At 62.7% G+C, this 25,548-nt stretch carries 21 protein-coding genes and 2 pseudogenes; 11 read left to right on the top strand and 12 right to left on the bottom strand.

Features of this window, described 5'->3' with window-relative positions; genetic code table 11:
* Positions 1-9 precede the first annotated feature (9 nt).
* From V1288_RS27050 to V1288_RS27060, 3 genes are all read right to left on the bottom strand, one after another.
* Complete coding sequence (locus V1288_RS27050; protein ID WP_334359931.1) at positions 10-252, bottom strand: hypothetical protein; 243 nt, start codon at positions 250-252, stop codon at positions 10-12.
* Between the two features lie 189 nt (positions 253-441).
* Positions 442-3,426: an excinuclease ABC subunit UvrA gene (gene uvrA, locus V1288_RS27055; protein ID WP_334359932.1), complete on the bottom strand. Its 2,985-nt coding sequence runs from the start codon at positions 3,424-3,426 to the stop codon at positions 442-444.
* A gap of 482 nt (positions 3,427-3,908) precedes the next feature.
* Complete coding sequence (locus tag V1288_RS27060) at positions 3,909-4,697, bottom strand: outer membrane protein (protein ID WP_334359933.1); 789 nt, start codon at positions 4,695-4,697, stop codon at positions 3,909-3,911.
* A gap of 516 nt (positions 4,698-5,213) precedes the next feature.
* Here V1288_RS27060 and V1288_RS27065 point away from each other — a divergent pair.
* The 3 genes from V1288_RS27065 (at position 5,214) to V1288_RS27075 (ending at position 9,573) form a co-directional block, all read left to right on the top strand.
* Positions 5,214-5,702, top strand: coding sequence for a single-stranded DNA-binding protein (locus V1288_RS27065; RefSeq protein WP_334359934.1), 489 nt, complete (start codon positions 5,214-5,216; stop codon positions 5,700-5,702).
* Between the two features lie 416 nt (positions 5,703-6,118).
* Complete coding sequence (gene gyrA / locus V1288_RS27070) at positions 6,119-8,848, top strand: DNA gyrase subunit A (RefSeq protein WP_334359935.1); 2,730 nt, start codon at positions 6,119-6,121, stop codon at positions 8,846-8,848.
* 215 nt (positions 8,849-9,063) lie between these two features.
* The gene (locus tag V1288_RS27075) at positions 9,064-9,573 is read left to right on the top strand and encodes a hypothetical protein (protein ID WP_334359936.1); all 510 of its coding nucleotides are present in this window, start codon (positions 9,064-9,066) and stop codon (positions 9,571-9,573) included.
* Between the two features lie 155 nt (positions 9,574-9,728).
* On the opposite strand, the gene V1288_RS27080 is transcribed toward V1288_RS27075, so the two are convergent.
* The 5 genes and pseudogenes from V1288_RS27080 to V1288_RS27100 all read right to left on the bottom strand — a co-directional run bounded on the left by V1288_RS27080 (position 9,729) and on the right by V1288_RS27100 (position 14,777).
* Positions 9,729-10,394 carry a hypothetical protein gene (locus V1288_RS27080; protein ID WP_334359937.1) on the bottom strand — a complete coding sequence of 222 codons (666 nt, stop codon included), beginning with the start codon at positions 10,392-10,394 and terminating at the stop codon, positions 9,729-9,731.
* A gap of 613 nt (positions 10,395-11,007) precedes the next feature.
* Positions 11,008-11,853 (bottom strand): annotated as a pseudogene (locus V1288_RS27085) (sensor histidine kinase); the annotation flags it as partial.
* A gap of 54 nt (positions 11,854-11,907) precedes the next feature.
* Positions 11,908-12,522 (bottom strand): annotated as a pseudogene (locus V1288_RS27090) (GAF domain-containing protein); the annotation flags it as partial.
* A 260-nt stretch (positions 12,523-12,782) separates the two neighbouring features.
* On the bottom strand, positions 12,783-14,132 hold the full coding sequence (gene pcaB, locus V1288_RS27095) for a 3-carboxy-cis,cis-muconate cycloisomerase (RefSeq protein ID WP_334359938.1): 1,350 nt from the start codon (positions 14,130-14,132) through the stop codon (positions 12,783-12,785).
* 195 nt (positions 14,133-14,327) lie between these two features.
* Positions 14,328-14,777 (bottom strand): YbhB/YbcL family Raf kinase inhibitor-like protein, encoded by a 450-nt coding sequence (locus V1288_RS27100; RefSeq protein ID WP_334359939.1) that lies wholly within the window; start codon positions 14,775-14,777, stop codon positions 14,328-14,330.
* 223 nt (positions 14,778-15,000) lie between these two features.
* Between V1288_RS27100 and V1288_RS27105 the strand changes: the two genes are divergently transcribed.
* Both V1288_RS27105 and V1288_RS27110 read left to right on the top strand, forming a co-directional pair.
* Positions 15,001-16,008: a ribonuclease Z gene (locus V1288_RS27105; RefSeq protein WP_334359940.1), complete on the top strand. Its 1,008-nt coding sequence runs from the start codon at positions 15,001-15,003 to the stop codon at positions 16,006-16,008.
* A 23-nt stretch (positions 16,009-16,031) separates the two neighbouring features.
* Positions 16,032-17,162, top strand: coding sequence for a CapA family protein (locus V1288_RS27110; protein WP_334359941.1), 1,131 nt, complete (start codon positions 16,032-16,034; stop codon positions 17,160-17,162).
* A 139-nt stretch (positions 17,163-17,301) separates the two neighbouring features.
* On the opposite strand, the gene V1288_RS27115 is transcribed toward V1288_RS27110, so the two are convergent.
* Complete coding sequence (locus V1288_RS27115) at positions 17,302-17,559, bottom strand: hypothetical protein (RefSeq protein WP_334359942.1); 258 nt, start codon at positions 17,557-17,559, stop codon at positions 17,302-17,304.
* 273 nt (positions 17,560-17,832) lie between these two features.
* Between V1288_RS27115 and coaD the strand changes: the two genes are divergently transcribed.
* The 6 genes from coaD (at position 17,833) to V1288_RS27145 (ending at position 22,461) form a co-directional block, all read left to right on the top strand.
* Positions 17,833-18,330: a pantetheine-phosphate adenylyltransferase gene (coaD, locus tag V1288_RS27120; RefSeq protein ID WP_334359943.1), complete on the top strand. Its 498-nt coding sequence runs from the start codon at positions 17,833-17,835 to the stop codon at positions 18,328-18,330.
* A gap of 53 nt (positions 18,331-18,383) precedes the next feature.
* A complete protein-coding gene (locus V1288_RS27125) occupies positions 18,384-18,926 on the top strand; it encodes a peptidylprolyl isomerase (RefSeq protein ID WP_334359944.1) in 543 nt (180 codons plus the stop codon).
* A 4-nt stretch (positions 18,927-18,930) separates the two neighbouring features.
* A complete protein-coding gene (locus V1288_RS27130) occupies positions 18,931-19,371 on the top strand; it encodes a hypothetical protein (protein WP_334359945.1) in 441 nt (146 codons plus the stop codon).
* Complete coding sequence (locus V1288_RS27135; protein WP_334359946.1) at positions 19,347-19,811, top strand: peptidylprolyl isomerase; 465 nt, start codon at positions 19,347-19,349, stop codon at positions 19,809-19,811. The genes V1288_RS27130 and V1288_RS27135 overlap by 25 nt, the downstream gene beginning before the upstream one ends.
* A 90-nt stretch (positions 19,812-19,901) precedes the next feature.
* Complete coding sequence (queA, locus tag V1288_RS27140) at positions 19,902-20,978, top strand: tRNA preQ1(34) S-adenosylmethionine ribosyltransferase-isomerase QueA (protein ID WP_334361413.1); 1,077 nt, start codon at positions 19,902-19,904, stop codon at positions 20,976-20,978.
* Between the two features lie 181 nt (positions 20,979-21,159).
* Positions 21,160-22,461 carry a PQQ-dependent sugar dehydrogenase gene (locus tag V1288_RS27145; protein WP_334359947.1) on the top strand — a complete coding sequence of 434 codons (1,302 nt, stop codon included), beginning with the start codon at positions 21,160-21,162 and terminating at the stop codon, positions 22,459-22,461.
* A 106-nt stretch (positions 22,462-22,567) separates the two neighbouring features.
* Here V1288_RS27145 and V1288_RS27150 read toward each other — a convergent pair whose 3' ends face one another.
* The 3 genes from V1288_RS27150 to V1288_RS27160 all read right to left on the bottom strand — a co-directional run bounded on the left by V1288_RS27150 (position 22,568) and on the right by V1288_RS27160 (position 25,473).
* Positions 22,568-23,593, bottom strand: a complete 1,026-nt coding sequence (locus tag V1288_RS27150) for an aspartate-semialdehyde dehydrogenase (RefSeq protein ID WP_334359948.1) — start codon at positions 23,591-23,593, stop codon at positions 22,568-22,570.
* 252 nt (positions 23,594-23,845) lie between these two features.
* Positions 23,846-24,424: a PepSY domain-containing protein gene (locus V1288_RS27155; protein ID WP_334359949.1), complete on the bottom strand. Its 579-nt coding sequence runs from the start codon at positions 24,422-24,424 to the stop codon at positions 23,846-23,848.
* Positions 24,425-24,732: 308 nt separating this feature from the next.
* Positions 24,733-25,473: a TetR/AcrR family transcriptional regulator gene (locus V1288_RS27160; protein ID WP_334361414.1), complete on the bottom strand. Its 741-nt coding sequence runs from the start codon at positions 25,471-25,473 to the stop codon at positions 24,733-24,735.
* Positions 25,474-25,548 lie beyond the last annotated feature (75 nt).

Here is a 25,548-nt window from a genome sequence, read left to right on the forward strand (position 1 = left end):
CCTACGCGCTTAAGTTTTTGGATTCTTGAGCGGTCGTGCGGCTGGATCAGGCGAAAACTGAAAGACAAGGTAATCATCATCTTGGTCGATGCCCGCGGATTCCAAGCGCGCCCCGCTCAAGGTCTGGCCCTGCTTCATTTGAGATTCAAATAGCTCAAGCGCTCCATTCAACCCACGAAAATGGTCGGCAGAAATTCTGCCGGCGATAAATTCTTGAAAAAGGCGCGCAGAGAACTTTATTTCTGCTTTCATGGATTTTATGTCCTTGACGTGCATCGAAGTCCCTCAATTTCACCACTCAATACTGACGTTGTGTCATTATTTTCGAGGCGATTCACCAAATCGTTGGCTTGTCCGACAGTCATCATTGGACCGATCGTATCGAGCATGCCCTGAAGTCTGCGGCGTGAAAAGATAGGCATGGTGACGCTCAGCCGCGCTTCACTCCGCCGCCTCACTCGCGCTACTGCTTTTCCGCGGCTTGCCCGCTGCCTTCTTCAACACCGGCTCCAAAAACTTCCCCGTGTAGCTCCGCGGCGCTTTCACGATGTCTTCGGGCGGGCCCCAAGCGACGATTTCGCCGCCGCCGTCGCCGCCTTCGGGGCCTAAGTCGATCACCCAGTCGGCGGTCTTGATGACTTCGAGGTTGTGCTCGATCACAACCACGGTGTTGCCTTGGGCGACCAGTTCGTGGAGCACTTCGAGCAGCTTGGCGACGTCGTGGAAGTGCAGGCCCGTGGTCGGTTCGTCCAGGATGTAGAGCGTGCGTCCGGTCGCGCGCTTTGACAATTCTTTTGCCAGCTTGACGCGCTGGGCTTCGCCGCCGGAGAGCGTCGTCGCCTGCTGGCCAACGTGAATGTAGTCCAAACCAACGCGGTGCAGCGTCTTGAACGTTTCGCGGACGCGGGGGACGGCTTTGAAGAATTCGGCGGCTTCCTCGACGGTCATGTCGAGCACGTCGGAGATCGACTTGCCCTTGAACAGGACTTCCAGCGTCTCGCGGTTGTAGCGCTTGCCCTTGCAGGTGTCGCAGGTGACGTAGACGTCGGGCAGAAAGTGCATCTCGATCTTGATGACGCCGTCGCCCTGACAGGCCTCGCAGCGGCCGCCCTTGACGTTGAACGAGAAGCGGCCGGGCTCGTAGCCGCGCGCCTTGGCTTCGGGCAGGCCGGCAAACCACTCGCGGATCGGCGTGAAGGCGCCGGTATAGGTCGCGGGGTTCGAGCGTGGGGTACGGCCGATCGGCGACTGGTCGATGTCGATGATCTTGTCGATATGCTCCAGCCCCTCGATGCGGTCGTGCGGGGCGGCGCCTTCGCTGGCGTTGTTCAGCTTGCGGGCGATCGCCTTGTAGAGCGTGTCGATCAAGAGCGTCGACTTGCCGCCGCCGGAGACGCCGGTGACGCAGGTGAAGAGCCCGAGCGGAATTTCCGCCGAGACATTCTTGAGGTTATTGCCGCGGGCGTTGACGACCTTGATGGTGCGCCTGTGGTTCGGCGGCCGGCGCTCGGGGATCGGCACCGACAATTCGCCGGTGAGGTATTTTCCCGTGAGCGATTTCGGGTTCTTCATGATGTCCGATGGCGTGCCTTGCGCCACGATGTGGCCGCCATGCATGCCGGCGCCGGGACCGATATCGAGAACGTAGTCGGCGAGGCGAATGGCGTCCTCGTCGTGCTCGACCACGATCACGGTATTGCCGAGGTCGCGCAGCCGCTTCAGCGTCTCCAACAGCCGCGCGTTGTCGCGCTGGTGCAGGCCGATCGAGGGCTCATCCAGCACGTAGAGCACGCCTGTCAGCCCCGAGCCGATCTGCGAGGCCAGGCGGATGCGCTGGCTTTCGCCGCCGGACAGCGTGCCGGAGGAGCGGGAGAGGGTGAGATAGTTCAGGCCGACGTCGAGCAGGAAGGACAGCCGCTCGCGGATCTCCTTGAGCACGCGCGCGGCGATCTCGTTCTGCTGCGCGTTGAGTGCCTTCGGCACGCCCTCGAACCATTCGCCGGCGTGCTTCACCGAGAGTTCGGAGATTTCGCCGATGTGCTTGCCGCCGATCTTGACGCACAGCGCCTCCGGCTTGAGGCGGTGGCCGTTGCAGCCGGCGCAGGGGATGTCGGAGAAATATTTTGCCAGCTCCTCGCGCGCCCATTCGCTTTCGGTTTCGCGGTAGCGTCGCTCGAGATTGGTGATGACGCCCTCGAACGGCTTTTTGGTATCGTAGGAGCGCACCCCGTCCTCGTAGGAGAACTTGATCTCGTCGTCGCCGGAGCCGTGCAGCAGGGCTGCCTGCGTCTTCTTCGGCAGGTCCTTCCACTTGGTGTCGAGCGTGAACTTGTAGAATTTGCCGAGCGCGGTCAGCGTCTGGATGTAATAGGGCGAGGAAGACTTGGCCCACGGCGCGATCGCGCCTTTGCGCAGCGTCAGTTCCTTGTCGGGGATGACAAGGTCCTCGTCGATATGCTGCTCGACGCCGAGGCCGCCGCAGGCCGGGCAGGCGCCATAGGGGTTGTTGAACGAGAACAGCCGCGGCTCGATCTCGGGGATCGTAAAGCCGGAAACCGGGCAGGCGAATTTTTCCGAAAACAGAATCCGCTCGGGCCCGCTCTTGTCGTGGATCTTTGCGGTCTTCTTGTCGGACTTCTTCTCCTCCGCCGCACTCGCCGGCGCGTCGGCATATTCGATCACAGCCAGGCCTTCGGCAAGCTTCAGCGCGGTCTCAAAGCTTTCGGCGAGGCGCTGGCCGAGATCGGGACGGACCACGATGCGGTCGACCACCACGTCGATGTCGTGCGGGAATTTCTTGTCGAGCGTCGGCGCGTCGGAAAGCTCATAGAAGGTGCCGTCGATCTTGACGCGCTGAAAGCCCTTCTTGAGCCATTCGGCGATCTCCTTCTTGTATTCGCCCTTGCGGCCGCGCACGACCGGCGCCAGCAAATAGAGCCTTGTGCCTTCGGGCAGCGCGAGCACGCGGTCGACCATCTGCGAGACGATCTGGCTTTCAATCGGCAGCCCGGTCGCGGGCGAATACGGCACGCCGACGCGGGCCCACAACAGGCGCATGTAGTCGTAGATCTCGGTGACGGTGCCAACGGTGGAGCGCGGGTTTTTCGACGTCGTCTTTTGCTCGATCGAGATCGCAGGCGACAGGCCGTCGATTTGGTCGACGTCCGGCTTCTGCATCATCTCCAGGAACTGGCGCGCATAAGCCGAGAGCGACTCGACATAGCGGCGCTGGCCCTCGGCATAGATGGTGTCGAAGGCGAGCGAGGATTTGCCGGAGCCGGAGAGGCCGGTGAACACCACGAGCTTGTCGCGGGGAATTTCGAGGTCGACGTTCTTGAGATTGTGCTCGCGCGCGCCGCGGATGGTTATCGCACGCGATGCGGAGCCGGCGGGTTGTTGGCGCTTCGCCCTGAGCACTTCATCCATATCGGCATTTCCAGACGCGTGGGAGACGCGCCACGTTGGGCGCGCATTGCCGGCGAATGCCGGGATCAGGCGCCGATGATTGAAAGTCGGAACATAGGAAGAACGGCAAGTGATTTCCAGTGCCGCGCGCGAATCATCAACCGATTGTTTGAATTGGCGCTTTTTGGCAGCAGCCGTCAGCAGATCCAATCGGACCAACTCAAAAACAAGCGCCTCCGTTCCGGGTTACGGAACGGAGGCGCAGGCAGTTTTAGCAGGAAGCCAACTGCAGGAGTCGTCAATTTGAGGTTGCCTGCGCAGTTAGCCAAAAGCGATACCAGCAAAGGCTGTCTCCTAAGAGCACATCCACGGCAAATGTATGCGCAATGCAACCGTTGCAGGTGCGCACGATCCCGCGGTACACCCAAACAAAGCGGTACACCCAAACAAAAAAGGCCGGCGTGAAGCCGGCCTTTTCGGTGTTGATTGGTTGAAAGCGGCGATCAGTACTTCGCGATGACCGGGCCGCCGAACCTGTAGTTGATGCGAGCGGTGACGATATCAACGTCTTGGCTGATGCTAGAAGTCCTCGAGAACGAGCCGGCCGGAAAACCAGCAAAGTTGCCGGATGCCGTCAAGCTGACGTCGCGGTCAGACATGAACAGGTGGTTGTACTCGACGCCAACCGACCAGTTCGGGGCGAAGCCGACTTCGAGACCGGCACCAACGACGCCGCCCCAACGCGTCTCCTTGGCGCTGTCGACAAGAAGCCCGGTTGCGGTTTCGATACCCCTGTACTTGTCGCTGGTCACGGCCGCGCCGCCCTTTACGTAGAGCAGGACGTTGTTCCAGGCATAGCCGACCTGACCGGTGATCAGTCCGAACGCATTGATCTTCGACTCATTCTCGATGGTGCTGAGGGGGGTGAAAAAGGCCAGACTTGTGTTGGAGCCCTTGAAGTCAGCCCAGTTGCCTTGCCCTTCCAGACCGAATACCCAGGTACCGGCCTGCCAGCGATAGCCGAGTTGACCGCCGGCCGTGCCGCCAGTTGCATCGTGGCATCCTTCGGCCAAGGGCGGAACGAAAGGACCGAAGGCGTCGGCGGTGAGATCCCAGCACTTGTGGGCCGACCCCCAGCCACCGTTGGCGCCGATGTAGAAGCCGCTCCAGTCGTAGATGGCGGCGACCGGCGCGGGCGGCGCCTTGGTATAGGGGCGCGCCGCGAGATCAGCGGCTGCCGCAGGCGCGGCAAATGCAATGAGAGCAACCGTACCTAACAGAAACTTCTTCATCCTCTATCTCCAGCTTTTGCCCGCTTCCACTGGTCCCGAAGCGTTGCCGTGATGACGCGAGCGCCCGCGCCGTTGTGGCTATTTGTATATCGCGACTCGCCCGGAAATGGTGTCGCCCGAATGCAACACGCGCTGACGAAGTTTAATTAGCCAAGCTAATGATTTACCTGTCATATTCACGATACCGTGCGGAACTTTCAGGTTCCGTTTCGGGACTTTTCGGTTCCCGCGAGTTCCCGGTAATCGCGCTTAGGTTGCATCGTGTGAACCGAGCCAAATGTCAGGTGGTAGCGGGAACAAATCTGGAACATTGGCTGGGGTGATGCTATATGTGGATAACCGCCGACTTGCCGAGGGATCGCTAAGTCGGCGGGCGTTGCGAGCGTATAGGGTCGTTTCGGATGTCCGGAAGCGGACGCGGAAAGCGGACAAAGCGACAGGTCAAGAATTGAGGGAGGTCGGCACACGGCGGGCTGACCAATAATTTTTGCCGGCGATATCGAGTGGAGAGCGGCGATGGCGGGAAGCGTGAACAAGGTGATTCTGGTCGGCAATCTCGGCAAGGATCCTGAAATCCGGCGGACACAGGACGGGCGGCCGATCGCCAATCTGAGCGTCGCGACGTCGGAGACCTGGCGCGACAAGGGCACCGGCGAGCGCAAGGAAAAGACCGAGTGGCACCGCGTCGTGATCTTTTCCGAACCGCTTTGCAAGATTGTCGAGCAGTATCTGAAGAAGGGCGCCAAGGTTTACATCGAGGGCGCGCTGCAGACGCGCAAATGGACCGACCAGAGCGGCGTCGAGAAATACTCGACCGAGGTCGTGCTGCAGGGGTTCAATTCGACCCTGACCATGCTCGACGGCCGTAGCGGCGCCGGTGGCGGCAACTTCGGCTCCGACGATTCCGGTGATTTCGGCTCCAGCGGTCCGGCCAGCTCCGCGCCGCGGCGGCCCGTGGCGGCCGGCGCCCGCAACAGCGACATGGACGACGACATCCCGTTCTGAGGGCAGGTGTTCGTCCGGCTGGATCCACGGGATCCGCCTGGTCGGGCCGCGCAGTCCGATCGTGCTGGTGGTCGCGGTCCTGCACGCCCGCGGGCACAATGTCAGCGGTCACAAGAAGGCGATACCACGATCTTCCTTGGCGCGCTGGTCGTCGCCGGCCTGTTCACGTTCCTGCCGGGACGGATCATGCACGCGGTGGTTTTCGGCCATTAGATCGCCGCAGCAAACACGGTTCCAGCGCCGTTTTGCAGGGGCCCAAAATGCCGCCTCCCACGGGCCCGCCGGGATGCCCCGGCGATCCCGGTAAGTCCATGAAAAAACGAGCGGAAAAACGGCTTCTCCTGACAGCTTCAGGGTGGTTATTGGACCCCCGATGCGCTATATGATTCTCAGCTGAGAACTGACCGGATTCCCCTTTGTCTGACTCTGAAGATAACAAGCCCGGCGAGCCGCCGGAGCCTTCCGACATTCGTCCCGTTTCCATCCTCGACGAGATGAAGCGCTCCTACCTCGATTACGCCATGAGCGTGATCGTGGCGCGGGCGCTGCCGGACGCGCGCGACGGGTTGAAGCCCGTGCATCGCCGCATTCTCTACGCGATGTACGAGAACGGTTTTGAGTGGAACAAGCCGTACCGCAAATCGGCGCGCACGGTCGGCGACGTCATCGGTAAATACCATCCCCACGGCGACCAGTCGGTCTATGACGCGCTGGTGCGCATGGCGCAGGATTTCTCCATGCGCGTGCCGCTGATCGACGGGCAGGGCAATTTCGGCTCGGTGGACGGCGATATGGCGGCGGCCATGCGCTACACCGAATCCCGCCTGACCAAGATCGCCCAGAGCCTGCTCGATGACATCGACAAGGACACTGTCGACTACCAGCCGAACTACGACAGCTCCGAGAAGGAGCCGTCGGTCCTGCCGGCGAAATTCCCGAACCTCTTGGTCAACGGCGCCGGCGGCATCGCGGTCGGCATGGCCACCAACATCCCGCCGCACAATCTGGGCGAAGTCATCGACGCCTGCGTGGCGCTGATCGACAATCCGGCGCTTGCGATCGACGACCTCATCAACATCGTGCCGGGCCCGGATTTCCCGACCGGCGGCATCATCCTCGGCCGCCAGGGAATCCGCTCGGCCTATCACCTCGGCCGCGGCTCGATCGTGATGCGCGGCAAGGTGACGATCGACACCATCCGGAAAGATCGCGAAGCGATCATCATCACCGAAATTCCCTACCAGGTGAACAAGGCGACTATGGTCGAGCGCATCGCCGAACTGGTGCGCGAGAAGAAGATCGAGGGCATTTCCGACCTGCGCGACGAATCCGACCGCGACGGTTTTCGCGTGGTCGTCGAACTGAAGCGCGATGCGGTGCCCGATGTGGTGCTGAACCAGCTCTATCGCTTCACGCCGCTGCAGACCAATTTCGGCGCCAACATGGTGGCGCTCGATGGCGGCCGTCCGCAGTTGATGAACCTGAAGGACCTGCTGACGCTGTTCGTCGCGTTCCGCGAGCAGGTGGTCACCCGCCGCACCAAGTTCCTGCTGAATAAGGCGCGCGACCGCGCCCATATCCTGGTCGGTCTCGCGATCGCCGTCGCCAATATCGACGAAATCATTCGCGTCATCAGAACCTCGCCCGATCCGAACACCGCGCGCGACACGTTGATGTCGCGCGACTGGCCGGCCAAGGACGTCGAGGCGATGATCACGCTGATCGACGACCCGCGGCACCGGATGGCGCCCGACGGCACTGCAAGGCTGTCGCTGGAGCAGGCCAGGGCCATTCTCGACCTGCGGCTGCAGCGCCTGACCGCGCTCGGCCGCGAGGAGATCTCCGAAGAGCTCGACAAGCTCGCGGTGGAAATCGCCGACTATCTCGAGATCCTGCGTTCGCGTGCGCGCGTGCAGGCGATCATCAAGGATGAACTGGCGGCAGTCCGGTCCGAATTCGCCACTCCGCGGAAAACCGTCATCATCGAGCAGGAAGGCGAGGTCGAGGACGAGGACCTGATCCAGCGCGAGGACATGGTCGTGACGGTCTCGCATGCCGGCTATGTCAAGCGCGTGCCGCTCTCGACCTATCGCGCCCAGCGCCGCGGCGGCAAGGGCCGCGCGGGCATGCAGACCCGCGATGAGGATTTTGTCAGCCGCCTGTTCGTGGCCTCGACGCACACGCCGGTGCTGTTTTTCTCCTCGAAGGGCCAGGTCTACAAGGAGAAGGTCTGGCGGCTGCCGGTGGCAGCTCCCAACGCGCGCGGCAAGGCGATGATCAACATCCTGCCGCTGGAGCAGGGCGAACGCATCACCACCATCATGCCGCTGCCGGAGGACGAATCTTCCTGGGCCAATCTCGACGTGATGTTCGCCACCACCGGCGGCACCGTCCGCCGCAACAAGCTGTCGGACTTCGTCGATGTCCGCCGCTCCGGCATCATCGCCATGAAGCTCGGGGAGGGCGAGGCGATCGTCGACGTGCAGATCTGCACCGAGCGCGACGACGTGCTGCTGACGGCGGCGGGCGGCCAGTGCATCCGCTTCCCCGTCACCGATGTGCGCGTCTTCACCGGCCGCACCTCGATGGGCGTGCGCGGCATCGCGCTTTCTGCGAATGACACGCTGATCTCGCTGGCGATCCTGCGCCATGTCGAGACCAGCTCCGACGAGCGGTCGGCCTACTTCAAGATGCGCCGTGCGGTCGCCGGCGAAACCGCGGCTGAGGAGCCTGCGGATGCCGAGGCCGAAGAAACTTCGGGTTCGCTCCAGCTCTCGCAGGAGCGCTACGCGGAAATGTCGGCGCAGGAGCAGGTGGTGCTGACGGTTTCCGTCAACGGCTACGGCAAGCGCACCTCGTCCTACGAGTACCGCACCACCGGCCGCGGCGGCAAAGGCATCGTCGCGATGAGCGTCAACAACCGCAACGGCAAGCTGGTGGCGTCATTCCCCGTGGAGCACAGCGATCAGATCATGCTGGTAACCGACAAGGGCCAGCTCATCCGCTGCCCGGTCGAGGACATCCGCATCGCCGGCCGCTCGACCCAGGGCGTCATCGTGTTCGATACCGCCGACGACGAGCATGTAGTGTCGGTCGAGCATATCGGCGACGACGGAGAGAACGGCGAGAACGGCAACGGGGCGTAAGCGCCGCCGGTGGCCCTGTAGCCCGGGTGGAGCGCAGCTCAACCCGGGATCAACCCATCCGCTGGCGAGACTGTCCCTGGATTGCGCTTCGCTCCATCCGGGGCCCGTTACCCCATCTACGCGCTCCCGCGCACGGTAAACCTGCCCTTAACCATAGATTGATACGATTTGCTGTGTCCGGGTGGTGACCATCCGGCCAAACGGGAGCGGATATCATGCCCGTCGAGATGCTGACGTATAGCGAACTGGGTGAAAGGCTCAAAATTTCCCCAGAGGCCGCCCGTGCCCTGGTGAAGCGACACCGATGGCCACGCTCTCGCTCCAATGACGGCAAGACGCTTGTCCAGGTCGATCTCAGCGAATTCAGCCATTCCCCGACTCCCCGTCAGCCGCAAGCGCAGGCCGGTCACCAGGTGGTCACCGCCTTAAAGCAACAAATTGAGACCTTGCAGACTGAGCTGGCAGAGATGAGGGGGATTGCCAGCGGCCATCGGGCCGACTTTGAGAGAGAATGCGAACGCACCAACAAGCTCTTGGCCGAATTGCTCAAAGTCAGCACAGAAAGCGTGGGAGCCCGGGAAAAGGCAGCTCTGCTCGAAGGCAAGCTGTCGATGCTGACGCAGCCTTGGCGACGTCGGCTGGTCGATGCTTTCACCCTTGCCCTACCACAAGTCGCCTCCAACCCTCGCGAGAGCGCCGGCCCCATAGCCCAGTCACAGAATTGAACCGACTTTGCCAACGCGCCGAGTTCCGCCGCGATTGCCACAAATCTGCACATCATACCGGCTCTGCCATGTACAATCATGGGCAATGCCGGCATTTACGCTCGTGGCAGGGGCGCTCCGGTGTTGTGGCAAACAGCGACGGCCCCCCGAGACTTTTACTGGGGCAGTACCGAGCCGTTTGCTGGTTGCCCGTCAAAAGACCGCGGGTTGAAAGATCTCCTTCTGCCCCGAATGTTCAGTCCAGCTTCTCTCTGAAATGGCGTGCTTGTTGGCGTAGACAGGAAGTCACTCGCCCGCCTTCGAACTGGCGCTCCTGACTCCATTGCGCGCCGATTCGTTCTCGCATCAAATCGCGCAAACAGCATGGCCTCCCGGAGGGTCCGGCTCGAGCCTAAGACGGAGACGAGGCCCAGCGCCATCAGCAGCACGCCAAGCCAGGTTGCCATCCAGCCGCGGCCGTCATCGGCCGCCTCGGCGTTCGGAAAGGCGACCGGCGCGGCAGCGTCGCTGGCGGCTGGCGCGGCTGCCGGAAGCGTCTCCACGTCGATCTGGCGCGACGTGGGTTGGTCAAGCGTGAGCTGATCGGTCGCGCGGTTGGCGACCGGTGCCGGCGGCACGAAGGCTGCGGCCCCCGTAGTTGGGAGGGAAGCGGCATCGACCACCTTAAGCTCGGACGCGGGCTGCGTCGGCTGAGACGTTTCCGCTGGTGCGGAGCGCAACAGCTCCGCACGCGCATTCATGACCGCCTTGCGCCGCGCGGCCTCATTCTCCTCGACAGCCGCGATCCGAGGCTTCGCGGCGCGATGACGAACCTGCTTCACCGTCGCAGTCCCCTCGGCAGCCTGGAACCAGCATTTGCGGCGTCCCTCAGAACGATAGACCCAGCGCTGCCCCTCCGCCGTTGACGTACCGGGTCGCGGCAAGCACTCCCTTTCCTTTTCCGCGGAAGCGGGCTCAGGAGCCGGCTGGGGAGGAGAGACATTGAACAAGTCTGCAAGAGGATTCGAAGACGCAGGCGAAGTCGGGAGACCTGCGAGAAGGACAAAGGCGGCGATGCAAAATCGCAGATGACCGGACATGAGAACCCCGGAGTTGCGCCCCCGCGGAAACGACCTTTGGTCGCGACCTGGGTCACAATGCGGCTCAAATCCGGCAAGGGGATGGATTCATTCTGGTCCGGAAACGAGATTGAGACCAGCCCGGTCCTGCAGACGCGCGAAAGGCGTCGAAGGTGACTTCTTCCTCGCCTCGAACCCGCTGGGGTCGTTGAAACTCAGTAAGTCATGTTGCGGCCCGCATCGATGTGGCGTGGCGGGACCGATGATTGACGGTGCCGCGGACCGTGAGACCGGCCGTCCAAAACACAGGAGGACACAGCCCAAGACGACGCGAATTCGCAACCGACCGGCGGTGCGGGCAGGTCGTCGATACGCATTATTCCGCAGCGAACGGCGCTTCGCGCGGCACGATGATCCGGATCTTCGTTCCCGCGCCGGGCTTGGTTTCCAGATTGATCCGGCCGCCTAAGCGATTGGTCACGATGTTGTGGACGATGTGCAATCCGAGGCCGGTGCTGCCCTGATCGCGCCGGGTTGTGAAAAACGGGTCGAACACGTGGCGCTTGATCTCCGGGCTCATGCCGCGGCCGTCGTCCGAAAACAGCACTTCAACGTTATGCTTGCCCGACGCCTGGGCCGCGATGTGGACGGATCCGCGTGCGCCGTCCGGAAAGGCGTGCACCGCGGCATTGTGAACCAGGTTGGTGAGCACCTGGCCGTAAGGTCCGGGATAGCTGTTCATCGCGAGATCGGGCTCGCATTCGATGCTGATCACAAGGTTTCTACGCAGCCCGAAACGCAGTCCTTTAACGACCTGCTCGGTCACCTGGCCGAGATCAAAGCCTCTCCGGTCCGACACGTTGCGATCCGCCGCAACCTGCTTGAACGACTGTATCAAGTCGATCGCGTGATTGAGGTTGATCATGATTTGCGATGCCGCCTCCCGGCTTGTCGCAATGAATTCAGTCAGGGTCGACCGACGCACGCCGCCGCTGGCAACATCGGCTTCAAATCGATCGGCCTTGTTGATGAATGCCGAGGCGACGGTCAGACTGGTGCCGACGGGGGTGTTGAGCTCGTGCGCGACACCGGCCACCAGCCTTCCCAGCGCGGCCAGCTTCTCGGTCTGCACGAGACTGTCCTGCGCGGCGCGGAGATCATCGAGCGATTGCGACAATTGCCTTGTGCGTTCCTGGACCTCGGTGAACAGCCGCGTGTTCTCGATGGCGATGACCGCCTGACCAGCGAAGGTTTTCAGGAGCTCGACCTGCGCCCTGGGAAACAATTGCGGCTCCAGCCGCATGACCGCAATGGCGCCGATCGCGACGTCGTCACGTAACATCGGCACGACGAGGATACTGCGATAGCCCGATGTTCTCTGCAGTTCACTGTATCCGCCGGAGACGAGCACGTCCGGCTCGTGCACGACGCGGCGCTCGCGGATGGCGACCGAGATCAGATTTTTGCTGGTCAGCGGGGCAGGGTAGGCCTTGCGCACCGCGGCCACCGATTCCGGGGAGAACTGATCGTACGCGACCAGATGGACATCCTCGCCCTCCCGGCGATAGACGGCGCTCAGCACACTCTGGCAGAGCCGCGCCGCGTTCCTGACGATCCTGTCGAACACCGGCTGGATGCCGGTCGGCGAGTCCGAGATGAGCGTCAATATCTCCGCTGTCGCGGCTTGCCGCTCCCTGGCTTCCTGAAGTTCGAGGACGAGTTGTTCGACTTCCGTTGTGGCGGGACTTTCGGTTTTCGTTTTTGCAGGGTTGGAGGCGCGCGCTGCTTTTGACCCAGGGCGGCGCTTTGCCGTGGTCGTCGCGTGGCTTCTCGATCTGGTTGGTCCGCCGCCTGCTTTCATTGCCTGCCCCAAGCCTTCCGGATAAGCCATCGTATCGGCTTAAGCCCGCAAAGGGGAAGGGCGTCCGTCGAGCATGTCGGCGACGACGGGGGGACGGCGAGAATGGAAACAGAGCGTAGACCAGCCTCGCTGTCATTCCCTGGCATCGCGAACGCGATGAACCCGGAATCCATCCCGCCATTTGCGGCCGGCCTTCTGGATCAGCGGCACCCAGCGATTGATTTTTGACTGGACATCGTCGCGGATGCCGCTCGGGGTGTTGGTCGGGGCGCCATATTTATCGTTGTTGCTTATCGTTTGATTTGACGGGCGAGCACGCGGTCGACCATCGCGCCGGCGGTTCCGAGATAGTTCGATGGCTCGCACAAGGCGGCGAGCCGATCGCGGGGCAGGGCGGATGCGATCGCCGGCCGCCGCAGCAACGCATCGAGCAGCGCGTCGCCACGGTCGAACGCGTCGCGGCAGGCGGCATAGACCTCGTCATGCGCAAGCTGACGGCCAAGCGCGGGCGCGAGCCCCATCATGACCGCTTCGGCCACGATCAGCCCGCGCGTGGAATCGAGGTTTCGCTTCATCGCCGCCGGATCGACGATCAAGCCAGAGAGCATGAATTGCGCCTGCACCAGCGACCCGGCCGTCAGAAGACAGACCTGCGGCAACGCCAGCCATTCGCAGTGCCAGGGCCCAGTGGCGCGCTCGAGATCCTGCACCATGGCGTCGAGCATCAGCGAGGCGGCATCGCGGGACATTTTTGCGTTCGCCAGCAGAATTTCCGACGAGATCGGGTTGCGCTTCTGCGGCATGGTCGAGGAAGCGCCGCGATGCGAGGCGAACGGTTCGAACACCTCGCCGATCTCGGTCGCCATCAGGATCATGACGTCATAGCCGATCTTGCCGAGCGCGCCGCAGATTACGGCAAGCGTCTGGACCAGTTCGACCAGCCCGTCGCGCGCGACGTGCCAGGTGATGTCAGGCTCAGTGAGACCGAGGGCGCGCGCATAGGCGGCGCGCACATCCAGTCCGCGTTCGCCGAGCGACGCCAGCGTTCCCGCCGCACCGCCCAGTTGCGCCTGCAATGCGCGAGGCTTGGCTTGTTCGAGCCGGTCGGCCGAGCGCTGCAGCGCCGAGAGCCAGATCCCAGCCTTGTGCCCGAATGTGATCGGCAGGGCCTGCTGAAGATGGGTTCGCCCTGCCATCGGCGTATCGCGATGGAGACGGGCGAGATCGGCAAGTGCGGCCATGGCCTCGACGAGCTGGGCTTCGATCAGCGTAACCGCTTCGCGCAGTTGCAGCACCGTCGCGGTATCCATGATGTCCTGGGTGGTCGCGCCCCAATGCACGTAGCGGCCGGCTTCGCCGAGCTGCTGCGAGAGCTGGCGCACCAGGCCAACGATGGGATAGCCGACATTCTCGGTGTCGCATTTCAACTGCTCGCTATCGAGCGCAATCGCCGGGGCGAGGCGGGCGATCGCCTGTGCCGCCTCTGGCGGAATCACGCCCGTCTCGCCCTGGGCCACGGCAAGCGCCACTTCGGCCTGCACATAGGCCCTGAGCTGGGCTTCGTCGGAAAACACCGCCCGCATGGCCGGCGTCGAGAACACGTCGCGATAGAGGACGCTGTCGAAGATCGTGCTGGCCACCGGTCATTTCACTCCCTGTTGGTATGTATGGCCATATGATTGATACGTACAAATTTGTCGAGACGCGCGAACGGCCTCAGGGGAGTTTTCAGCAGACGCTCGGCTCATTGAGCGATCTCGTGGCGCTGGCTGCTGCGACGGATCGCGATATCAGAAGCATCGACACCGTCGTGATGGAGAACGCCAATTGCCGGCCTATCTCTCATACCAACCGACGAGGATAGCTTCTGCGATCGCGTGCTGGCGCGCCTCTCGCTCAATATCACGGCAGGACGCGCTGGCTTTTGCCGGAATATGGTCCGTCGAGAGGGCGATCAACCGGAAATGATAATGATGAGGTCCATGGCCGCGAGGCGGACACGGGCCGCCATAGCCCACTTTCCGAAAATCGTTGACCGCCTGCTTCATTTTCATGTTCTGCGCGGCGCCGTCCGCGAGCTCCGTTAGCACTGGCGGAAGATCGTAAATCGCCCAATGATGCCATGTGCCGGCGGGCGCGTCGGGATCGTCGCACAGCAGGACGAAACTTCGCGTTCCGGCTGGCGCGCCGGACCATTGCAAAGGCGGCGACAGGTTTTCTCCATCGCAGGTGAAGCGTCGAGGAATAGCCGCTCCATCGGCGAAGGCATTGGAAACGAGCTTCATGGCGCTCTCCATCGGGCTGCAGGAGACGTCGGCCCGGGCTTGGCGAGATCTCCCAGCCGGTCCGGCTCGACCTTGCCCGGTGCAAAATCCAATAACTCCGACTGGATCCGGGAAGTTCATCGGACATTGACTAAAATCAGGCCCGTAGACAAAGGGGGCCTTGTCCGGTGAAGGCAGAGTGACGCCGGAAATACGTGGAAACGCTGCGGCAGAGTAGCTTGCGATGCGACCGATCTTCCAGCCGAGCCTCGTCAACGGTCGCTATGGCGACCCGACGATCTATGTGGAGACGCTGTTCGAAAAGCACAGCCTGCTGTTCGATGTCGGAGAAATCGCTTCTCTGTCAGCGCGGAAGATACGGCGTGTCGACCAAATTTTCGTCTCGCATGCACATATCGATCATTTCGTCGGCTTCGACCATCTGCTCCGTTTGCTGGTCGGGCGCGAGAAAGCGGTGCAACTCTACGGTCCACCCGGGTTCGCCGAGCGCGTCTTTCACAAGCTTCAGGCCTATCGATGGAATCTGGTCGAAGCCTATCCTTGCGATCTGGTTTTCGTTGTGAGCGAATTCGAAACGCCGAATTCCATGTCGACCACGCGGTTCCGCCTGAAGAAGGCGTTTGCCGCGGAGCCATCAGTCTCACACAAAAACCGTGCTGGCGTGCTCTGCGATGAGCCGACCCATCGCGTGTCGGCCGCGATCCTTGAACACGGCACGCCCTGCCTTGCCTTTGCCCTGCAGGAAGCAGCGCATGTGAACATCTGGAAGAACCGATTGTCGGAGCGCGGACTTCCCGTTGGTCCATGGTTGCGCTCCCTCAAGAAGGCCGTTGTCGAGCGTCGCGCGGACGATCATTTGGTCCATATCGACGGACCGGCGACGTCGGATGATCGTCTTGTACCGCTTGGCAGCCTGCGTGATGTCCTGACGGTCGCCGCCGGTCAGAAAATTGCCTATGTTACCGATGTCGCCGACACGCCGGCCAACCGTGCCGCCATCGTGGCGCTCGTTCAGAGTGCGGACATCCTGTTCATTGAGGCCGCATTTGCCAGGACGGACGCCGGATTGGCGAGGGACCGGGGCCACCTTACGACCACGGCTGCCGGAGAAATTGCGCGGGAGGCCAATGTGCGCCGCGTCGAGCCGTTTCACTTTTCTCCGCGCTATTCGGGAGAGGAGGAGCGGATGCTGGCCGAGGTGATGGCGGCATTCAGAGGATCTCACGCCTGACGCGGATACTGGAGCAGCATTTCATGCTCGACGAAAGACAATTGCCGGCTGCGCACAGGAAATCGGTGCGGCTCTTTCTATGCGGAGATGTCATGTGCGGCCGCGGTATCGACCAGGTACTGGCGCACCCCTGCAGCCCCGAGATCTACGAAGCTTACATGCGATCGGCGGAGAGCTACGTGCTGCTCGCCGAGCAGGCAAATGGGCCCATTCCACGGCGTAACGGGTCGTCCTACGTTTGGGGTGCTGCATTGGACGAATTGGAGCGCATGCAGCCTGACGCGCGGATCATCAATCTTGAAACGGCTGTCACCCGCAGCAACGACCGCGCGCGCAAAGACATCAACTACCGCATGAGCCCCGAGAATGCAGAATGTCTCGCGGCCGCCAAGATCGACTGCTGTGTACTGGCAAACAACCATGTGCTCGACTGGGGCCGCGCCGGCCTGCTTGAGACGCTGACGACTTTGCAGAAACTCGACGTCAAAGCGACGGGCGCAGGGCGCAACGATCGCGAAGCGCGCGCACCCGCGGTGCTTAATCTTGCCAACGCGCGGCTCCTGATCTTTTCGTTCGGATCGACGTCGAGCGGCATCCCGGTCGAGTGGGCTGCGACGTCAGACGCTCCAGGCATCAACTTGCTGTCTGACCTCTCCGAGGCGAGCATGTTGGAGGTCGCTGACCAGGTCATGGCGCGGAGGAGACCGGGCGATCTCGTCGTCGTTTCGATCCATTGGGGATCCAATTGGGGATATCGCATTGCGGATCAGCAGGCGATTTTGGCCCGGACCCTCATCGACAAGGCAGGTGTATCGATCGTTCACGGGCATTCTTCGCATCATCCGAGAGCGATCGAAGTCTATCGAGATCGTCTCATTCTCTACGGCTGCGGCGATTTTCTGAACGACTATGAAGGGATTCCCGGTTACGAGCGCTACCGTGACGACCTCGCGCTGATGTATTTCGCCGACCTGGATCCGGCCAGCGGATGCCTCCATGCGCTCAAACTGGTTCCCCTGCAGATCAAGAACTTTCGTCTGTCCATTCCACCGTGGCCGGACATTGAATGGATCCAGCAGACCGTCGATCGGGAATGTCAGAAGTTCGGAACAAGGGTCATCTTTGATGCCGAACGGCAGCTCGTAGTGGCCTGAGCTACGGATAACGCGACCGGCCGGGATGGGAGAATACCGAGAACGGTAACGCGTTAGAATGCCTACGGCGAGCAGGGGGGTATCCCTGCTCGCCATGACTGCGGTTCCCTTGGAGGTTGGTCGGAACGAAGATTGTGCGTTACGGGGTACGGTCGGCGGTCACCAGGCGGGCTTCCCGGACCACCGACTTGGAGCCGGCGGCGCGGAGGCAGGAAGCCTCGAAATTCGGCCAGGCCTGCTGCGAGCAATCCTTGCCGACGGCACGGATATCCAGCCGGTCACCCTTGGCCAGCGCCTGCGGCACACTGGCTTCGACCTGGGGGGCAAAGCCGGGCAGCACAGTGAGCGCGGCAGCAATCAACGCGGCGGCAGCGACTGCGGAAAAAGCCTTGATCATGACGGTCCCCTGTCATGGGCCTTGGCGGCCCGTCGTTTCGTTGGGTGGACTTGTAGCCAGCGGAAGTTTCCGGCCGTCTTCGCCAACCCCGAAAATGGTTTCGTGCGGGCCGAGTTTTGTTTCGTCGGCCAGTGGCGGACGAAACATTGGCAGCCCGCGAGGGAGACGCTCGGGCCCCGGGACTGGTTCATTGGCCGACCGGAAATAAAAAGCCACACCAGGAGGGAACCGGGCCCGGCTTGCCGGGCCGCCCGGGTCGGGGTAGAGGGGTCTATGCCCCGTATCGCGCTCTATCCCGGTTCATTTGATCCCATCACCAACGGCCACCTGGACGTGCTGCGGCACGCCGTGACGCTGTGCGACCGCCTGATTGTCGCCATCGGCGTCCATTCCGGCAAAAAGCCGCTGTTTTCGACCGAGGAGCGGCTCGACATGGTTCGGGCGGTGTGTGAGCCGATCGCGCAACAGGCAGGCTGCGCCTTCGACTGCATCACCTACGACAACCTCACCGTCGCTGCGGCGCGGCAGGTCGGCGCTACCATCATGATTCGCGGGCTGCGCGACGGAACCGATATGGACTACGAAATGCAGCTTGCCGGCATGAACGAGGCCATGGCGCCGGAGGTGCACACGGTATTCGTCCCGGCGTCGCCGGCCGTCCGCCCGATCACCGCCACGCTGGTGCGCCAGATCGCCGGGATGGGCGGCGACTTCTCCGCCTTCGTGCCGCCCCAGATTGCCGCGAGCCTGAAGGCCAAGTTCGCAGGCTAAAAGCGCTGGTGCGCGACAACACGCTTTCCTGTTTTCACATGACCGGAGCTTTCATGATCCGAATTCTCGCCGTTCTCGCCGCGCTGTTTCTTGTGGCTCCCGCCATCGCCCAGCCGCTGCCCGCCAATCTCGACAAGGCGAATGCAATCGTGATCGACACCACCAAGGGCCGCATCGTGATCAAGCTGCGGAACGACCTCGCGCCCCAGCATGCCGAGCGCATCAAGCTGCTGGCGCGCGAGGGCTATTACAACAACGTGCCGTTCCATCGCGTCATCGAAGGATTCATGGCGCAGACCGGCGACGGCAAGAATTTCAACGGCACCGGCGGTTCGAAATATCCAAACCTGCCGGCCGAATTCTCCAACGTGCCGTACAAGCGCGGCATCGTCGGCATGGCACGAACGAGCGATCCCAACTCGGCCAATTCGCAGTTCTTCATCATGTTCGCCGAAGGCGCGTCGCTGAACGGCAAGTACACCGTGATCGGCGAAGTGGTGGCGGGCATGGATGTGGTCGACAAGATCAAGCGCGGCGAACCCGTCGTCGATCCCGACAAGATGGTGAAGGTGCAGGTCGCATCCGACGTCAAGTGAGGCGATGATTTCGGCGCGCCGCGGGCCGTCCGTCTGGTTTGCCGCCGCTCTCGTGTGGCTTGTGCCGGCGGCGCATGCATCGGCCCAGCCGCAGCAGCTCAACACCATCAAGGACGTCTACGCCAAACTGTATTCCTGCTGGCGGCCGCCGCCGGTCTCGCGCGCTAGCCCGATGGACATCACGGTCATCGTCAGTTTCAACCGCGAGGGCGCCATTCTCGGTCAACCAAGGATTACCTATGAATCCGCAAATGCCGGCGATAACGACCGGATCGCGTACCGAATTGCCGTAATGGAGACATTGCAACGCTGTGCGCCGTTGCCATTTACCGAAGGACTGGGCGGTGCGGTTGCCGGCCGGCCTTTCGCGGTCACTTTCAGAACCCGCAAACGTCCACCCAAACCTGAAGAGAAAAGAGCATGGCTGATACAGAAAATACTTTGATTCTTGAAACCACCCAGGGCCCCGTCACCATCGAAATGCGCCCCGATCTGGCGCCGGGCCATGTCGCCCGCATCAAGGAACTGGTGCGCGAGGGATTTTACGACGGCATCGTGTTCCATCGCGTGATCGAGGGTTTCATGGCGCAGACCGGCTGTCCGCACGGCACCGGCACCGGCGGTTCCGGCCAGAAGCTGAAGGCCGAGTTCAACAAGGAACCGCATGTGCGCGGCACCACCTCGATGGCCCGCGCCGCGAGCCCGGATTCCGGCGACAGCCAGTTCTTCATCTGCTTCGACGACGCCTCCTTCCTCAACGGCCAGTACACAGTGTGGGGCAAGGTGACGTCCGGCATGGAGAACGTCGACAAGATCAAGCGTGGCGAGCCGGTGCAGAACCCCGACAAGATCGTCAAGGCGCGGATGGCGCTGGACGCGGCTTGATGTAATTCGTCATACCCGGGCTTGACCCGGGTATCCATCCTAAGAAGAAGATGGATTGCCGGATCAAGTCCGGCAATGACGACCAGGCCGATGCGCACCGATCTCTTCGACTTCGAACTCCCCGCCACGAGCATCGCGCTGCGGCCCGCAAGCCCGCGTGATTCTGCGCGCATGCTGGTCGTGCAGCCGGACGGCGCGCTGAGCGACCGCATTGTCTCCGAGTTGCCGCAGTGGCTGAAGCCGGGCGACCAGCTCGTCGTCAACGACACCAAGGTAATTTCCGCCCAACTCAAAGGCCGCCGCATCGGCCGCGAGACCGAGCCGAAGATCGAGGCGACGCTGATCAAGCGGCTGGACGGGTCGCGCTGGCAGGCGCTGGTCAAGCCGGCGAAGAAGCTAGCGCCCGGCGATATCGTTCGCTTCGGCAATGAAGGCAAGGTCTGCCTGCTCGGCCATCTCGACGCCGAGGTCGAGGCCAAGGGCGAAGAGGGCGAGATCACGCTGTCGTTTTCGTTTCATGGGCCGGCGCTGGATCAGGCCATCGCCGATCTCGGCACGCCGCCGCTGCCGCCCTACATCGCCTCCAAGCGCACGCCCGACGATCGCGATGCCGCCGACTATCAGACCATGTTCGCGGTGAATGAAGGCGCCGTTGCCGCCCCGACCGCGGGATTGCATTTCACGCCTGAACTGGAGGTGGCGCTGCGCGGCCGCGGCGTCGAACTGCACCGGCTGACCTTGCATGTCGGGGCAGGGACCTTCCTGCCGGTCAAGGTGGAGGAGACCTCCGAGCATCGGATGCATGCCGAGTGGGGTTCGATATCGGCCGATACCGCTGAGGCCTTGAACACCGCGCGCGCCAAGGGCGGGCGCATCATAGCTGTCGGCACCACGTCGCTGCGGCTATTGGAGAGTGCTGCGACCGAAGACGGCACCATTCAGCCGTTCGACGGCGAGACCTCGATCTTCATCACGCCGGGCTATCGCTTTCGCGCGGTCGATATCCTCATGACCAATTTCCACCTGCCGCGTTCGACGCTGTTCATGCTGGTGTCGGCCTTCTCAGGGCTCGACGCGATGAAGCAGGCCTATGCGCATGCGATCGCCAGCGGATATCGGTTCTATTCGTACGGCGATGCCTGTTTGCTGTTCCGTGCGCGCGACTGAGGCAAAGCCGGGCGTCCTCGCTTGAAAAAGAGGCCCGCCAATTGGGCGGGCAAAGGTTCAGGGAGGAAGCGCTCTGACAATAAAGCGCCAACGCATGTTTCTTTGATTCGGCTGATGTCGCCAAGATCGTATAACTACCGTCTCTCGGCGCATCGATGCGCGGGAACAACAGGGGCCTTACATGAACTTCTCCGGTATTTTCGCGCGCATCGTCGCGCTGATCGGCGCCGTTGCGCTGTTGTGGCGGCGGCTGCAGGGATCCGCGCCTGCGCCGGCCTGGGGTGAAGCGCCGGCGATTCCGGAGGCCAAGCCGCAGGGCGCCATCCCGACGCTCAAGATGCCGACGGCGCAAGGCTGGAGCGACGGGCAGAAGCCAACCGCTGCACCCGGGCTCAAGGTCAACGCGTTTGCGAAAGACCTCGACCACCCGCGCTGGATCAACGTGCTGCCCAATGGCGACGTGCTCATCGCAGAAGCCACCCAAATCGCGGGACCGCCCAGGAGTGTATTCCACTATGCGATGCAGGCGACGATGCGGCGGGCCGCGGCGCTCGGCGTCAGCGCCGACCGCATCACGTTATTGCGGGATCGCGACGGTGACGGCGTTGCCGAGGGACGCGGGATTTTCATGGAGGAATTGAGCCAGCCATTCGGCATGGCGCTGGTCGGCGACACCTTCTATGTCGGCAACACCGACGGCGTGGTCGCCTTTCCATACGCCGCGGGCGCGGATCGCATCACCGCCGAGGGTCGCAATCTCGTGGCGTTCAAGCCGGGCGGGCACTGGACGCGGAGCCTGCTGCCGAGCGCGGACGGCAAAAAACTCTATGCCGGCGTCGGCTCGCTCAGCAACATCGCCGAGACCGGCATGGAAGTGGAGCAAGGCCGTGCTGCGATCTATGAGCTCGATCTGGCCGATGGCACGAGCCGTATCTTCGCCAGCGGGCTACGGAATGCCGTGGGGCTGGCATGGGAGCCCAACACAGGTGTGCTCTGGACCGTCGTCAACGAGCGTGACGGCTTGGGCGATGAGACGCCGCCGGACTATCTGACCTCCGTGCGCGATGGCGGATTCTATGGCTGGCCCCATTGCTACTGGGGGCAGACGGTGGACGATCGCGTGCCGCAGGATCCGGCCATGGTCGCCAAGGCGATTCAACCGGACTATGCGCTCGGCGGCCATACCGCCTCGCTCGGCCTGTGCTGGATGCCGTCAGGTACGCTGCCGGGCTTTCCGGATGGCATGGTGATCGGGCAGCACGGCTCCTGGAATCGCAGCACGCTGAGCGGCTACGCCGTCGTTTTCGTACCGTTCGAGAACGGACGTCCCTCCGGCCCGCCGCGGGATATTTTGACCGGGTTTCTCGCTCCCGACGAGAAGGTCTCCTACGGACGGCCGGTCGGGGTCACGATCGGCCCCGACGGCTCGCTGCTGGTGGCTGATGATGTCGGCAACGTCATCTGGCGCGTGACGGGCGCGTAATTGCCGTAGGGTGGGCAAAGCGAAGCGTGCCCACCATTCTCACTATCGATGCGGAGCGACGGTGGGCACGGCGCGAGGTGCGCCTTTGCCCAACCCTACCGCCACCTCACGCCATCGAGCGCTGTGGCAGCAATTCCGCGATCTGGATCGCGTTCAAGGCCGCGCCCTTCAGGAGTTGATCGGCTGACACGAACATCGAGATCGAGTGGCCTGAAGCATCGCTGAGATCCCGGCGGATGCGGCCGACCAGGACGTCGTCTTGGCCTGACGCGTCGATCGGCATCGGGAAGTAGTTCTTCGCCCGGTCATCGACGATCTTGACGCCCGGCGCCTTCCTCAGGATGGCGCGGACCTCGTCCTCGGTGATCGGCCTTTCGCATTCGAAGGTGATCGCCTCACTATGCGCGCGCAGCACCGGCACGCGGACGCAGGTCACGCTGATCGCGATCTGCTCGTCCTCGAAGATCTTGCGGGTCTCCTTGATGACCTTGGTCTCTTCATCGTTGTAGCCGGTCTCGGGATCGATTGCCGTGTTGTGGCTGAACAGGTTGAAGGCGTAGGGATGCGGGATCACCTTGGGCTGGAAGTCGCGGCCCTCGAGATGCGCGCGGGTCGATTCCACCAGCTCTTGCATCACGGCGGCACCACCGCCGCTCGCCGCCTGGTAGGTCGACAGGATGACGCGCTTGATGCGGTTCTGCCGGTGGATCGGCCACAGCGGCACCAGAGCCGTGATCGCCGAGCAGTTCGGGACGGCGATGATGCCCTTGTGCTCCCGGATACGGCTCGCGTTGATCTCCGGGATCACCAGCGGCACGTTCGGATCCATGCGGAAGGCCGAGGAATTGTCGATCACGACCGCACCGGCCTTGACGGCTGCGGGCGAGAACTTTCGCGAGGTGCCGGCGCCGGCCGAGAACAGCGCGATATCGACGCCCTCGAACGACTTTTCGGTGAGCTCCTCGATCACGATCCTCTCGCCGCGGAAGTCGATGGTCTTGCCCGCCGATCGGGCGCTGGCCAGCGCCTTGAGCTTGCCGACGGGAAAAGCGCGCCTGTCCATGGTGGCGATGAATTCGGCGCCGACCGCGCCGGTCACGCCGGCAATGGCAACAACGGGTTCGTGGCTCACGGGTCTGTCCTCTGTTTGAGCATCAATGCTGCGGGCAATAAAAAAGCCCCGGTCCTTTTCAGGCGGGGCTTCGGTTCAGTTAATGCGATCGTTCGACTACGCGCGCACGGCTCCCGAGCCCCCTGAGGGCGCTTTGGTTTTCGCGGTCGCTTTGGTCGAAGTCGTCATGGCGCGGACTTATGCGGCAGCTTGGGGCCGCCGTCAACGGGTTTCGGCCTCATCCGGGCCGCAACGGTGGCCAGACGAGCCCCGTCATCGCCGCCTTGCGGCGCCGGGAGGCTCGAGGATCACCTGCTTCAGGTCACTGCCACTCATGACGACGATTGCGAAATTCAGCCGGCTGCGTTCGCGGATCAGGCCGCCGCTGATGGCCTTGCCGGCCGCCGCCTGCTCGGCCACGCTAATGGCATCTGCCAAGCGGTGCCGGATCGTTTTGAGTGCAACGAGGTTGCTGCGGTCCTCGGCATCGAGCTCCTTCAGGGGCAGGGCGGCCTCGCCGCCGACAATCTTGCCGGTCGTGGCGTCGATGGCATGTTGCCAGATGCGGTCGTCGTGAAAGGTCTTTACGCGGTAGACTGGTGAATCCGACCCGCCGTCGAAGCTGACATCGGCAGTCGTCGCACCGGCATGCAGGGCTTCGGCAATCGCCATCGCCTGGCTGAGCGAGATCGCCGAGCCACGGAAGAGCTCAAGCTCGCGGGTGACCGCCTGCTGGTCGGACGCAGCGCTCTGCTCGGCCTCATTGCGGAGTGAGGCTGGCTCGCCGGCCGACGACGCGACAGCATAGACCGGGGCAGGGAGGATGACCGCCACCAGGGCGGCTGCAAGCAACTGTCTCCAACATCTCGGGGCACGCATGCTTGCAGTCTCCATCCTTGAGCCTATCTCTGCCGGCGGACGGGCCGGATCGTCTCATACAACGCGCGGCCGACCCTTTGGAGGCATGCGGGTCGGCCGCGGAGCGTCGCGAACGGGGGCTGTACTGTCGTTTGCGGCGATCGAAGCGGCGCGAGCCCTGCTGGGACTAGTGAAAACAGGACCCGCATTCCGCTTATAACAAAACCATACCGTATCGTTTTGTTTCGGTCAAGGATGCCCCGATGCGCTACCGCAGGTGAAACTCCGTTCTCACGGAATTGTCAGCGGGAGGGGCGCCGCCGAATGGTTCCTTTGGGGATGGACTGAACGCGGCTCGATGGCCCAAGCGCACCGGCCAGGAACAGCCTGATCGCCAAGCGCATGCGTTTTTCGGCGGACTTCATCTCCAGCGGCGTTCCGAACGTCGCCATGCGGTGCGTGTGACCGACGACCACGTCGAGAAAGACCTCGGCCGCGATTCCGGTATCTTCGACGTCCATGGCGCCTTGTGCGACCAAACGATCAAAGAACCGCGCGGTCGTGGAAACCGCCTTCAACCAGCCTTCTTCCTTGCCAAGTTTGGCAATGTCGGGAAAGTTGATGGCCTGCGACGTCATCATGCGACTGAACGCGACGGCATCGGGTCCGCAGGTGAACGTCAGCATCTCGCGCCCGACCTCGATCAGGCGCTGCTCGACCGAAATGTCCGAGGAACGCGTGATCTGCGCCTCCGCCGCTTCAGCAAGCGGAGCAAGCCAGCGCGCAATCTCGCGCCTCAGCACCTCCGCAAACAGCCCGCGCTTGTCGCCGTAGCGCGAATAGACGGTGGGCTTGCTGACCCGGGCTGCTTCCGCAACCGCATCAAGCGAGGTCGCATCGTAGCCCCGGTCCAAGAAAAGACGGGTGGCAACTTCGATCAGCCGCTGATCGCGCTCGACGGCGGCGCTTTTCGTCGGCCGGCCGCCGCGCGACTTCGGGACGTCTCGTTTCGCCGGTCTGGCCTTGGTCGCAGTCAATCCCATGCCCATTGATTCCTGCGCGGTCGTGATATCAGTCATTTGTTCTATAACGCGCAGCAGGAGGGACGTCATCGCGAA

Source organism: Bradyrhizobium sp. AZCC 2176 (assembly GCF_036924645.1).
Taxonomy (GTDB): Bacteria; Pseudomonadota; Alphaproteobacteria; order Rhizobiales; family Xanthobacteraceae; genus Bradyrhizobium.

What these genes read in the sequence shown, in the direction of transcription:
- queA (WP_334361413.1), top strand. Translation starts at nt 19,902, where the DNA reads ATGCGCACCGATCTCTTCGACTTCGAACTCCCCGCCACGAGCATCGCG.
- V1288_RS27065 (WP_334359934.1), top strand. Translation starts at nt 5,214, where the DNA reads ATGGCGGGAAGCGTGAACAAGGTGATTCTGGTCGGCAATCTCGGCAAG.
- V1288_RS27145 (WP_334359947.1), top strand. Translation starts at nt 21,160, where the DNA reads ATGAACTTCTCCGGTATTTTCGCGCGCATCGTCGCGCTGATCGGCGCC.
- V1288_RS27160 (WP_334361414.1), bottom strand. Translation starts at nt 25,473, where the DNA reads ATGGGATTGACTGCGACCAAGGCCAGACCGGCGAAACGAGACGTCCCG.
- coaD (WP_334359943.1), top strand. Translation starts at nt 17,833, where the DNA reads ATGCCCCGTATCGCGCTCTATCCCGGTTCATTTGATCCCATCACCAAC.
- V1288_RS27130 (WP_334359945.1), top strand. Translation starts at nt 18,931, where the DNA reads ATGATTTCGGCGCGCCGCGGGCCGTCCGTCTGGTTTGCCGCCGCTCTC.
- V1288_RS27050 (WP_334359931.1), bottom strand. Translation starts at nt 252, where the DNA reads ATGAAAGCAGAAATAAAGTTCTCTGCGCGCCTTTTTCAAGAATTTATC.
- V1288_RS27115 (WP_334359942.1), bottom strand. Translation starts at nt 17,559, where the DNA reads ATGATCAAGGCTTTTTCCGCAGTCGCTGCCGCCGCGTTGATTGCTGCC.
- V1288_RS27075 (WP_334359936.1), top strand. Translation starts at nt 9,064, where the DNA reads ATGCCCGTCGAGATGCTGACGTATAGCGAACTGGGTGAAAGGCTCAAA.
- V1288_RS27100 (WP_334359939.1), bottom strand. Translation starts at nt 14,777, where the DNA reads ATGAAGCTCGTTTCCAATGCCTTCGCCGATGGAGCGGCTATTCCTCGA.
- V1288_RS27110 (WP_334359941.1), top strand. Translation starts at nt 16,032, where the DNA reads ATGCTCGACGAAAGACAATTGCCGGCTGCGCACAGGAAATCGGTGCGG.
- V1288_RS27125 (WP_334359944.1), top strand. Translation starts at nt 18,384, where the DNA reads ATGATCCGAATTCTCGCCGTTCTCGCCGCGCTGTTTCTTGTGGCTCCC.
- V1288_RS27060 (WP_334359933.1), bottom strand. Translation starts at nt 4,697, where the DNA reads ATGAAGAAGTTTCTGTTAGGTACGGTTGCTCTCATTGCATTTGCCGCG.
- V1288_RS27105 (WP_334359940.1), top strand. Translation starts at nt 15,001, where the DNA reads ATGCGACCGATCTTCCAGCCGAGCCTCGTCAACGGTCGCTATGGCGAC.
- V1288_RS27135 (WP_334359946.1), top strand. Translation starts at nt 19,347, where the DNA reads ATGGCTGATACAGAAAATACTTTGATTCTTGAAACCACCCAGGGCCCC.
- uvrA (WP_334359932.1), bottom strand. Translation starts at nt 3,426, where the DNA reads ATGGATGAAGTGCTCAGGGCGAAGCGCCAACAACCCGCCGGCTCCGCA.